Raw genomic sequence first — 10,864 nt, forward strand, 5'->3', positions numbered from 1 at the left:
ATTATTGGATGCATCCGGTCGGGTACTTTTAGAGGGGCCGTTTAAAAGGTTGATTGATATCAGTAAATACAGGCAGAAGAAGCTGATTTTGCAATTACAAACTTCCGAGGGAAGCAGCCAATCTTTCTCCTTATTTAGAGTCGAAAAGTAGGCCTATTGAGCCTAACCCCAAAAAACCAGAAACCAGCTTCCATGCAACTTTAGACCTATACTAGCGTTATTATTTTTATCTTTGCGTGGAATTTAAAGATGTAGCTTGTTTAGACAAATCGCACATATTAGCCTTGCTTTACTACTCTTCATCAGTACTACTGGTGTTGTAGTAAATAAGCACTTCTGCCAAAATGAGCTGAAGAGTGTGGCCTTATTTGTCAAGGCAAAAGCTTGTCATAATAAGAAAGTAAAGAAGCCTTGCCCTATACATGGCTACATGATGGTCGAGGAAGATAGCCCAAGCGACAAAGGCTGTTGCGACGATGAAACCGAGATCGTGAAGAATGAGGAGGAACAAGTCACTCCTACCCTGTCGGAAGATATTCATGTTTCGTCAGCATTGGTGGCTACCTTGTTCGTTGCCCTGCAGTTGGAAGTCCCTCAGCTTGACCAGCAGACCATTCATTATCTCAACTACAAACCTCCCTATTGATCTGCGACCGTCCCAGCGAATTGCAGATCTTCCTTTGCTAGTTAATACATTCAGTTTCTAGCACAATAGTTCTTAAGTACACTATTGTGGCTTTTGCTGTTGGGGTTCGCTCATACAGCTTCTATATCTCTGTCATAGAACTGAATAATTGACAATGCTAGCTAGATACATTCGATTTTTTCTAGAAAATAAGCTGGTGGCATGGATGCTCCTGATCGCCTTTAGTCTGTGGGGCTTAATGACTGCTCCTTTCGATTTTGGCCTAGAGGGATTGCAAGGGCACCAGTAGCCGTAGATGCGATTCCCGATATCGGGGAAAATCAGCAAATCGTATTTACCCAATGGATGGGGCGATCCCCACAAGATGTGGAAGATCAAATCTCCTATCCCCTAACTACAGCCTTACTTGGCATTCCGGGTGTAAAGAGTATCCGGAGCAACTCTATGTTTGGCTTTTCAAGTGTGTAATATCATCTTCGATGATGAGATTGACTTTTATTGGAGTCGGAGTCGGATCTTGGAAAAGCTCAATTCTCTTCCCCCTAATACACTTCCAGCGGGTGTACAACCGACCTTAGGCCCGATGCCACCGCCTTAGGGCAGATATTTTGGTACACGCTAGAAGGGCGAGATGCAGAGGGGCAGGCCACGGGTGGGTGGAGTCTCCACGAACTACGCAGCATTCAAGATTTCTATGTTCGGTTTGGGTTGGCTTCTGCCGAGGGTGTATCGGAAGTAGCCTCCATTGGAGGATTTGTAAAAGAATATCAGATTGACGTCGATCCGGAAGCCATGCGGACCTACGATATCACACTTGATCAAGTCATGGCCAGCGTTAGCAACAGCAATTTGGACGTGGGCGCGCAGACTATGGAGATTAATCAGGTGGAGTATTTTGTACGTGGTCTAGGCTATATTGAAAGTATTAATGATATCGAAGAAAGTGTCATTCGCGCTGTCAACAACGTTCCAATCCGAATCAAGGATATCGCAAAGGTCAACATTGGTCCAGCTACACGGAGAGGAGTTCTAGATAAAAGTGGAGCCGAAGCTGTCGGTGGCGTGGTAGTGGCCCGATATGGAGCCAATCCTCTAGAAGTAATTGAGAACGTAAAAAGCAAAATTCAGGACCTTGAACCGGGTCTCCCCAGCAAAGTACTGGCCGATGGGACGCTATCACAGCACTCAGTTGATCAAGGAAACAGTAGGTACTTTACAAGAGGCCTTGCAGTTAGAGGTGCTGATCACGGTGATTGTGGTTATTTTAATGCTGCTCAATCTTCGCTCCTCTATTTTAGTATCTAGTGTGTTGCCCGTTGCCGTCTTGATGTGCTTTATTGCCATGAAGTACTTCGGGGTAGATGCCAAATCGTAGCCCTTTCCGCATTGCCCGCTATTGGAACATGGTGGACATGGGAATCGTGTTAGCGGAAAGCATAAAACACGATAGACAATGCGCCATCGGTGAACGACTCATTCAAGTGTTATGAGGCAACTTTAGAAGTGGCCGGGTCATTATTACAGCTGTAGCCACACGTCATCAGCTTAATACCGGTCTTTACCATGGAAGCCCTGAGGGCAAACTCTTCGCCCTTTAGCTTTCACCAAACCCTTTGCTTAATCGCCTAGATCCTGATGCTATTACCGTCATCCCAGCTTTAGCAGAAGCCTATATTCTTTGAGAAAAAGGGGGTTTCGTCCGGTATTTACTGGATGGTGCATTGTGGTTTAGGGGATTTGTGATCTACCTTCTAAAGTATTCCTAGGTGGATGCATCGTGGCCATCGGAGCACTAGGACTGCTGAGCCATTATTCAATTTGCTACCCACGATTTGAGACTGCCTTTAAATGGATCAAGAACCTCTGTATGCAGGATTTGTGAGTTATCTCCTTGCGCTGATTTGGATGCCTCTTGCGTTGCCCAAAGCAGCTGACCAATTTTCTATTTGTGGCATTTTGAGTGATCGGGGATACATCGGTTCTTCTACTTGTTCTTTATTCTATGCAAGTATTCTGCGTTTTTTGCTGCGGTTCAAACTGCTCTTTCTTCTGTGGTGGGAGCCATGATCATCAGGTTTTTGGTCTTTCAGACAACCGTGAAGAATTCATGCCTGCCTCGATGAAGTCTTCCTGTTAATGCTACCCTATGCACATTCAGGTAATGCAAGAAAACCTAAGAATCTCCAGTTGCTGGATATGGCTGTACTGCATTCCCAATGAAACAGTGTGGGAAATGCAGGGCGAGTCGAAAGTGCCCTAGATCCGCTCCGATGTCATTACGAGAATGTCATTCATATAAATCGAATATAAAACAGATGATTAACGGACATCGTCTCCGATTCAAGTCGATGCCGAAGGAACTTACTGGAGATGAGAATGATGAACTCATCCTGACCCAACTGGCGTTACTTCCGCCAATGAAGATCATATTCCGCAGCCCGGACGACATTGGGAGGAGATTGTCAAAGTTAGTCGGCAATTCCCGGAGTGACTTCGGCCCCAAATTGCAGCCGATCGAGACGAGACTCGTGATGCTTCAGACGGGGATGAGAGCGCTATGGGTATTAAGTGCAGGGCTTCCGATCTCGAGCTATCGAAGCCTTTGGTTTAGAGCAAAGAGAGTTGCAACAAATGGAAGGTGTCAAGGCTGCCGCAGTATTCGCGATCGCTCGTGGGCAAACCCTATCTCCTACTGGATATAGATCCCAGCCATCAGCGACATGGCCTTAGCATTGCAGAAGTGCAGCGATACATTCAAACGCTATCGGAGGGATGAACATGACCTCTACCGTGGGAGGTGGGAGCGCTATAATGTACGGATTCCTATCCTCGGGAATTGCGTGATGAACCCGAACACTTAAGAACATCTTCATCTACCCAATCCGCGGACAAATTCCATTAAATGATTTGGTGGACATCCAGTACCAGCAAGGCCCAAGCCATCAAAGCGAAGATGCTTCTAATTGGATACGTATTATTTGACCGAGACCCGGCTTTGCAGGGGGTAGATGTGGTAAAGGACAGCCCATCTCACAGAACAATTGAGCAAGGCTTATTGGAAGTCCGGCGGGCATTAGTTATCGCTTTGCGCATTATGAGCACAAGTGCGCGCCAGCAAGCGCCTGAGTCTGGTTGTGCCGGTTGCCTTAGTATCGGTGTGTACTCCTGTCTTTTACAATTCCGATCTGTTGCCATATCTCTAATGGTCTTTTCGGAGTATTCATTGTTTTGCAGGAGGCTTTATCCTCATCGCTGGTATGATCAAGCTTGGTTCTTACTTACCCTCTTCGGTAAGAATATGCGAGATCTGTTCAGATCCAACCGTGATCTGAGTGTAGCCGTATGGGTAGGTTTCCTGGCTTTTTTCGGAATTGCGACGGGATGATGCGTATTGGTGCCCCCTTCCTGAGAGATGCTTCAAGAACGGAAGCCGAGTACGGTAAAAGAGATCCGGGAAGCGTGTGTTGCAGCCGGTGGACTGCGAGCTTCGCCCAGCTTGAGGACTACCGCTACTACTATCCTGGCTTATTGCCATCTGACCTCCACCAGTCGGGGATCGCGTCATGCTACTTTGATGGCCATCCCATCTTTGGAGGCATGTTGTTTTCAGACCATCACCATGTTTACTAGCTGTCTTTATGCTTTATGGCATGAATGGAGATTGCGCTTAGGTATGATATCAAGAAAAAAGAGAATTATAATGAGATCAATATTAAGATATATCATCAACGCTTGTCGCTCAGGCTTCGGAATCCCTTTCCGAGCAGGGCAGGGGCTTGATCTATGCCTCATGTGTTGTCTTGCTTGCTGTATTGATTACCACTTCCCTGCCAATCCATTGAGGAGTTAAGTGAACTATTGAGCGGAGAAAATCCTCCTGGAAGCACTAAAGCACTATCTGGCTATGAGGACAGCGCCACGTTAGTCAGCTGCCTAGCCAGAGATAGGTATGGTGCTTTCGTTGCCCAGGGGAGACTAGAAATTAGGCGCACAGCAGGCCCGATTTAGTGTCACCAAATCTTCCATTGGTTTGGAACTTTAGACAGTAAAGCCCAAATCGCACAAGCGGAGGGCTTTGGTAGGGAAAGAACGGTGGGGACCTTCGACTGGCACTGATCTTTAAGCTCAGTCGCTATTTCCAACTTATGAATCGCCAACTCAAACATATGGTAGCGAAAAAGCAGCCTGCTGACCGTCTGCGTGAGTTGGCCCTCACCAATTGAAGCGGATCAGGAAGTGCAGCGGATGTATTGAGAGTTGAACTCAATTGCAAGACTAGAGCAGGAAGTAAGGATTTGAAAAAAAGAGAAACAACCATTAGCGACGATCAACCATTTATTGAGCGATCGCTCTCCGATCCCATCAACACACCTGATAACTTGAATTTGCAGCACTCGAGGTCGCCCAGATGTCATTACGAGCTACCATCATGACAACAGCACCCCAGGCTCATTGCCTAACACAAAAACAAGCGTATCCCATACAAGCCTTGCTGTCAACAAGTTAGAAGGGAAGCCTAGCTTTGCGTGGGAGCAGATTACATCTACTTAATCAACGTACGGCGCTGATCCACCAAAATGGTCGTGATATCCTGCAAGTAAGTGCAAAGGTTAGCTTCCGCTTTACCGTAAAAAGTACGAAGCCAAAGAGCGAGAGGAAAAATTAAAGATAGAAGCATTGAAATACGAAAAGGAAGCGTAATCAGGATTTCCTCAATGGATTGGCCAAGCCGTAACGGCGCATGAGGAAGCCGCCTAAGGCTGCCCCTTATCAACAGAAATTGAAACTACGAAACTGCTTCCCGCTTTACCCAAGCTACCTATTCAAACTCGGGTAGTCGTTTGGATGAATTACTACAAGCTAGGAGCAAGCAGCTCATCCAGTACGATCTCGCCAAATTTGAAAGCCATTGTCAAAGTCATCTGCTAAGCGAGCATTGAGCGTTACCTTAATTTCTAGACATGAAAAATAGTAAAGAAATCACTTCTCCATAGAGCCTTGTAATCGATTGGGACTAGGTTATCTCCTGTTTGGCCGCAACGCTGGAGCACTACTCCATGGTTCAGAGGACCATCATCATGAATCACAAGAGGGAGAAACTTGACTTGCTCTATGCACCCGCAAATCCGTCAGACAGCCAGGTATCTGCCCCATCTGCGAAATGGATCTGATACCCGGACGTAGTTCATCCAACATCCGCCGTATTAGAAATGACCTCCAAGCTGTCAAACTGGGCTCAGATCGAGACCACAATTCTAGGAACGCTGGCAGTGTCTCGAAAAAACTGACTTTGTCTGTAAGCTAAGGCGGATGAGCGCGCTAGTCGCAAGTCAGGTGGCACATATTCAGGTAGAATCGAACAACTTTTCGTCACCTTTACCGGCGAACAAGTTAAAGCAGGCAAAAATTAGCGAGCCGGTCTATTCACCAGATCTCGTGGCTGCTAGCGTGAATTGCTAGAAGCTTGAAATCCAGGAGGTTATCCAGACTTGTTGGCGGCCTCCAGAAAAAAACTACAGTATTGGAAAATCCCAATGGAGACCATAGAGCAAATTGAGGCAGTGGTGGATACAGGAAACCTTTGTTTTAAGGGCGAGAAGTAGGGTGGAACCGTGAAGAACCGGCATTTGCTGTTGGGCGACCATGTCAATCGGAAGCATCCTGTTCGATATATCAAGTCTGCAAATCTTTGGCTGAATTCGACGCCTATGAAGAGATCTTGCGCATATCCAACTAGGCGATCAGGTAGCTTCAGCCTCCAGTCTACCCGGTCAAAACTCAGAACCCGAATCATTTCATCGATCCGATGATCAACGCTCCAACTCGCACGGCGACAGTGAGGGGAGAAGTCACCAATTCAGCCGCTTTCTGAGCGAGAGGAGCAGTGCGCGAGTGTCAATGGGCAACTAGGCGGGGCTCGAGTGCGACCGATACTCGCCTCGAATTTGTTGATTCAGTTAAAACAAGCAGGTACTACGGGACGGGGCCTCGATTGGAGGTGATTATGTAGAAGTACCGTGAGAACCACCATTACATATTTAAGAGGTATCGGGAATGAAGTTAGGCGATCGGTGTAGGAACAGTTATCAGTAAAGCTGGGTTAGAAGCGGGAGAAAAGTAGTCAATAAATGGTAATTTCACCATCGATGCTGCGGAATCGCTAATAATCAAAGAGTATGTGAATCACCTCGTGGGTGTGAAAGGTGCGAAGCACCAGCATTCAATTTGCGGCTACTACTCCTCGCTTTCAAATCCGCTTGGGAGAATTGCCCTCGCTACTTACCCATAAGGACGCACTGGTTGAGACAGACGCAACGCCACTGCTGAAGCAACTAGACCTTCCTGACCAACTACAGCAGATTGATAGACAGCTTTTAGAAGTGAGCCGCGCTTGCATTGGGAAAACAATGGGAGTGCATGCTCGCTCATACCAAACGGAATGGGAGAAGCCGAAGATGTGGAGTACAGAGGAAGCAATTTGATGCGGTACCGATCTTTGATCAATGCTATCAAGTTTGTGGTATTGAAGACGGGTGCTGTACATAACATTGCCCCTGGCATTTGACATTACGGGAGCCAATGGCTCAGTACGAGGAGGGTATCTGAACCCCTATTTGGAGAAAAATGCCGCGATCGGATTCGTGCAGGAAACCTTAGACAAAATTATCAACTAGCGAGGAGGAATAAAACTCTCTCCCACTTTCTTTCCATAACAGTAAAAATTTAGAAATGAATCTTTAAATAATCGGTGTAAGCGGCCATACTGTTTAGCTTGGCCTCTTTGTTTTCTCCTGCGGAGGGACAGCATAGCCATGATCATGGTATGGCGACATACTCACGAGGCGGCAGCGATGACCACGATGCGCGGATCACGATCACGACCATGACGCCATGACCATGATCACGATGGAGAAGGTCATCATGAAGCAGGTGCTCACGGAAAGAGCTGCTTATATGCAGCCTACGTATGCCTATGCCTGCGAGGGTAGCGGTAGTGAAACGGAAGGTAAATGTCCTAGTTTGCAACTGGATTATGTGGCGCAGGCGGAACACGCAAAGGATGGGCATAAACTTAAACCTGTCTTGCGCATACGTAATTGTTGCATTGCAATAAGCGCTGGAGGGTCTTTGTTTCCGACAAAGAGACAGAGATCCTCTCGCCTTTAACTTGACTAAATTCCTGGACTATGCAAAACTACTACTCTTAATCGGAGCCATCCTCTACTATGGGCCTGTGATCTCCGAAGGACTCTCTGTAGTAAAATCCCCTCCGTGGAAAGGAGGAGAACCGCATCTTTTTCAGTTCCGTAACGGAGACCTATATCTCTCTTGGGTAGAGTTCTCAAGATTCAACAGATGCCTTGAATTATGGCCCGCTTACAAGGGGATAGCTGGCCGCTCCCAGGAATTGCTCGAGGCATGGATTGGTTCGTCAATTGGGGCAGACTTTCCCTTCTTAGCCAATTTTCCAGATGCAGGAAGTTGGCCAGCACATTGGCTACAGAAAAGCGCGGGAGGACTATGACTATGAGTACGGGTATCCATCTCAAAAGATGCTGAGATAATGGTCTCCATCCTTCATCCACATACAGACGGAATCCCTGCTGAGCAGGCTTCGTTACGCTTCTTCCCAAAGCAATGATCGTATGTTGCCACTGGCTCGATGGCCGAAATACAAAGCGAGCGAAGAAGCAGAAGACGATCACGGGCATGGGCATGGAGGTGCCATGACACTTAGAGCCGCAGAATTTGACAAGAAGGGCATTTTCGAAGAAGTAGACTGGATATAGATATGCGATTGCTGTAGACGATGCTGTGAGACTTCGAATGGCCGATTGTCGTAACGAGATCTTCCGCAGAAGAAATCCGCGACATCTATATCGTCGAAAAATTGATAGTACTGGCCGCCCTCAGCCAGTGGCATCGGACAATTGGGAGATGCCGGTTGCCCAGTGAATGCCCTGCGCTGCGCTAAAGGAGACCTGCTTGCGGTAGCTTGGTTTTCCGGAGCAAATAAAAAAATCATGTCAGGTAGCTTTATCGCAGAACGCTGGCGCTCTTCACAGAAGGGTTATTATCGACGACGGGCACCCATCGGACGTGTAGATATAGTGTTGAATAAGGAAGGTGAAGCATTGGTTTCCTGGATAGAAGAGGTAGAAGGTGAAGGAGAAGATTCGCATTGCGACAGTCACGAACAGGGTAAACGGAGAAAGTAAAACTTAATGAAACAGGGGTTCCAGGCAAAGTGGTTCCCAATTCTCGAAACATGAGGAATGTATGTACTGGCTGGACCAACGGAGAAGAAAAAATACAGTACGAACCGTCGGTTTGAGCTGAAATTAAAATAGCCCCAGCCGACTGGTGCTATCAAAATTAAGTCTCTCTCCTAAAAAATAATTCTTAGAAGTCCTATCAAATGACAGGTTATTGTCAGTTTTTTTTCGAGCTCTTGCTCGTTTGCTTTCTACCCGCTTGATTTCCAATAGCTTGCTGTGATAGATTTTCTCCAAGTCGATTCACCAAGGATTCTACCAATAGCGCTTTGCCCAGTCTGAATTGAGATGATAGGAAACGATAGTTACAGTAAGAACTCATCAGCATCAACAAATAGGTAATCGATTATACCTTAGTTTGAGCCCCTGTTCATCATCGCATGGTAAAGAAAGAAATCGATGGACTGACCAAGAAATTGGCGGTCTCACTACTCTTTCACCAAAGACAACTTATCACTATGGATAATTTATAGTAGTGCTGGTGTTGGGCTGGTTCGACAGATAGGGAAATAGTAGCAGGATGATCCAGGTAATTGGAAACAAACATAGTATTGTTTTTAGGGGTTAGAAAAGGTAAATTAATCAATAGATGCCTAAGCGGCGATATTTCTACTGCAGTACGCTTTTGGGTAGCACAATGCGATGAGAGTGATTACGGTTTGCCCACCAGCCCATTACAATATCATTAAGAAGCTTCAGGTTGGCATCATTGATCTTATCGTACTTTTCTTCTTCAATGAGATTGAAGAGAGCTTCTAAAGAAGTAGGTTTAGAATACATGGTATATCTCTAGCGGGGTCAAGCCCTTTTCGATGCTATGTAATACCAAACAGAAGCGCCTTACTCTGTGGTTCGTCTCTACGAATGTTTTCTTATTCGGAGCAAAAGTCGAAATCATGTGCCACCATGGTGGGATCGCTTTATCTTCCTTTAATGACACAGCGATGAGAGATCCATTTGTGAGACTCCATGGTTCAGTTGATCATTCTTCACATGGGTCAACCATTCATGCCGAAAACCCATGTCTGACGCACATCAAAAACCAGATCGATGGGAGCTTCAATCACCTCCGCATTCCATGAATTTTGAGGTGAGACGGGCATACTGTATCCTCCTTTTTCGGTTCAGGAATATGTTCCTCCAGGGCATCTAAGCCGATGTAGCAGTATTTAGCCATTCCGAAGTCATATTCTTCCTCGATATTTCCAACAGGTGCCCATGATACCTCCTCCAGATGTAACCAGGTAGCACAAGCTCTTCCAAGTCTTTTGAGAAGAGGCTGTATTCATCAGACTCTACCCTATTCTTTAGTAGTCGGTGAGCAACAATTACTCCTTCAAATAGTTTGGTTCTACCTTAACGGTCTTGTTGGCCACCTCACATAATGAGCACGAACTTTAGGCTAAGATTCGTAGCTGAGCAACAGGCTTCGCAGCTACAGATACGGTGTGTATCGTATTTCTTCAATGCGCGTGAAGTTGACATACATGCGTTGGATTTGGGCAAGTAGCTCCGCGGTAGTAGGAGCCTTACCATTGCGATAGACGAGTAGTGCATCCGCCTTCATTTCAGAGAGCTCCAAACCTATTTCATTGAATCGATAGTACTTCTAAGAGTTCTTCAATGATGTGCTTGGCGTGGTCATTTCGGTTTATTTACGAATTTGGTAAAGCGCTAATGTCAGGAATAAAGATGAGGGTGTTGGCGGAAGCTTGATTTTGGTGGTTGAGTCCATGGTTTAGTTTTAGTATGTAGTTTTCGCGATTCGATTGCAAACTACCCAAATACAAACGTTGCTGGCTGTTTCTTCCAACCGCCCTTCCTCTTTTCCGAATGATCCAGATCCCTTTCCGAACGATTTCCAGGGCCTACGACATCTACTACTGAATCTATTCTAGACCAATATCACCATCGACAGCTGTGCGAAAGACTGAAGAATTTT

Annotated in this window: 8 protein-coding genes and 3 pseudogenes; 8 read left to right on the top strand and 3 right to left on the bottom strand. The window is 46.3% G+C overall.

The genetic code is table 11. The annotated features are described in order from the left end of the window. The first annotated feature begins 256 nt into the window (after window positions 1-256). The 7 genes and pseudogenes from D5R40_RS26260 to D5R40_RS42885 form a co-directional block, all read left to right on the top strand. Window positions 257-646, top strand: coding sequence for an HYC_CC_PP family protein (locus D5R40_RS26260; RefSeq protein WP_124155449.1), 390 nt, complete (start codon window positions 257-259; stop codon window positions 644-646). 228 nt (window positions 647-874) lie between these two features. Beyond that, window positions 875-1,750 (top strand): annotated as a pseudogene (locus tag D5R40_RS41465) (efflux RND transporter permease subunit); the annotation flags it as partial. A gap of 61 nt (window positions 1,751-1,811) precedes the next feature. After that, window positions 1,812-2,021, top strand: a complete 210-nt coding sequence (locus D5R40_RS42880) for an efflux RND transporter permease subunit (RefSeq protein ID WP_375339412.1) — start codon at window positions 1,812-1,814, stop codon at window positions 2,019-2,021. Window positions 2,022-2,494: 473 nt separating this feature from the next. Continuing rightward, window positions 2,495-2,713 carry a hypothetical protein gene (locus D5R40_RS38115; RefSeq protein WP_205127697.1) on the top strand — a complete coding sequence of 73 codons (219 nt, stop codon included), beginning with the start codon at window positions 2,495-2,497 and terminating at the stop codon, window positions 2,711-2,713. A 501-nt stretch (window positions 2,714-3,214) separates the two neighbouring features. Further along, entirely contained in the window at window positions 3,215-3,376 is a 162-nt protein-coding gene (locus D5R40_RS36080) for a hypothetical protein (RefSeq protein WP_161565073.1), read from the top strand. Between the two features lie 1,565 nt (window positions 3,377-4,941). Then, window positions 4,942-5,079 carry a hypothetical protein gene (locus tag D5R40_RS36085; RefSeq protein WP_161565074.1) on the top strand — a complete coding sequence of 46 codons (138 nt, stop codon included), beginning with the start codon at window positions 4,942-4,944 and terminating at the stop codon, window positions 5,077-5,079. A 701-nt stretch (window positions 5,080-5,780) separates the two neighbouring features. Further along, window positions 5,781-5,951 (top strand): annotated as a pseudogene (locus D5R40_RS42885) (heavy metal-binding domain-containing protein); the annotation flags it as partial. A gap of 974 nt (window positions 5,952-6,925) precedes the next feature. On the opposite strand, the gene D5R40_RS36090 reads toward D5R40_RS42885, so the two are convergent. Continuing rightward, the gene (locus D5R40_RS36090) at window positions 6,926-7,075 is read right to left on the bottom strand and encodes a hypothetical protein (protein WP_161565075.1); all 150 of its coding nucleotides are present in this window, start codon (window positions 7,073-7,075) and stop codon (window positions 6,926-6,928) included. 1,595 nt (window positions 7,076-8,670) lie between these two features. On the opposite strand from D5R40_RS36090, the gene D5R40_RS26270 reads away from it, so the two are divergent. Next, a complete protein-coding gene (locus D5R40_RS26270) occupies window positions 8,671-8,865 on the top strand; it encodes a hypothetical protein (RefSeq protein WP_124155450.1) in 195 nt (64 codons plus the stop codon). Between the two features lie 666 nt (window positions 8,866-9,531). On the opposite strand, the gene D5R40_RS36095 is transcribed toward D5R40_RS26270, so the two are convergent. Both D5R40_RS36095 and D5R40_RS42890 read right to left on the bottom strand, forming a co-directional pair. Beyond that, entirely contained in the window at window positions 9,532-9,702 is a 171-nt protein-coding gene (locus tag D5R40_RS36095; RefSeq protein ID WP_161565076.1) for a hypothetical protein, read from the bottom strand. A gap of 597 nt (window positions 9,703-10,299) precedes the next feature. Then, window positions 10,300-10,504, bottom strand: a pseudogene (locus tag D5R40_RS42890) (DUF2652 domain-containing protein). Window positions 10,505-10,864 lie beyond the last annotated feature (360 nt).

Source organism: Okeania hirsuta (assembly GCF_003838195.1).
GTDB classification, from domain to species: domain Bacteria; phylum Cyanobacteriota; class Cyanobacteriia; order Cyanobacteriales; family Microcoleaceae; genus Okeania; species Okeania hirsuta.

Coding starts and splice junctions, on each gene's coding strand:
- D5R40_RS42880 (WP_375339412.1), top strand. CDS start 1,812: ATGGGACGCTATCACAGCACTCAGTTGATCAAGGAAACAGTAGGTACT.
- D5R40_RS36090 (WP_161565075.1), bottom strand. CDS start 7,075: ATGAGCGAGCATGCACTCCCATTGTTTTCCCAATGCAAGCGCGGCTCA.
- D5R40_RS36095 (WP_161565076.1), bottom strand. CDS start 9,702: ATGTATTCTAAACCTACTTCTTTAGAAGCTCTCTTCAATCTCATTGAA.
- D5R40_RS26270 (WP_124155450.1), top strand. CDS start 8,671: ATGTCAGGTAGCTTTATCGCAGAACGCTGGCGCTCTTCACAGAAGGGT.
- D5R40_RS38115 (WP_205127697.1), top strand. CDS start 2,495: ATGGATCAAGAACCTCTGTATGCAGGATTTGTGAGTTATCTCCTTGCG.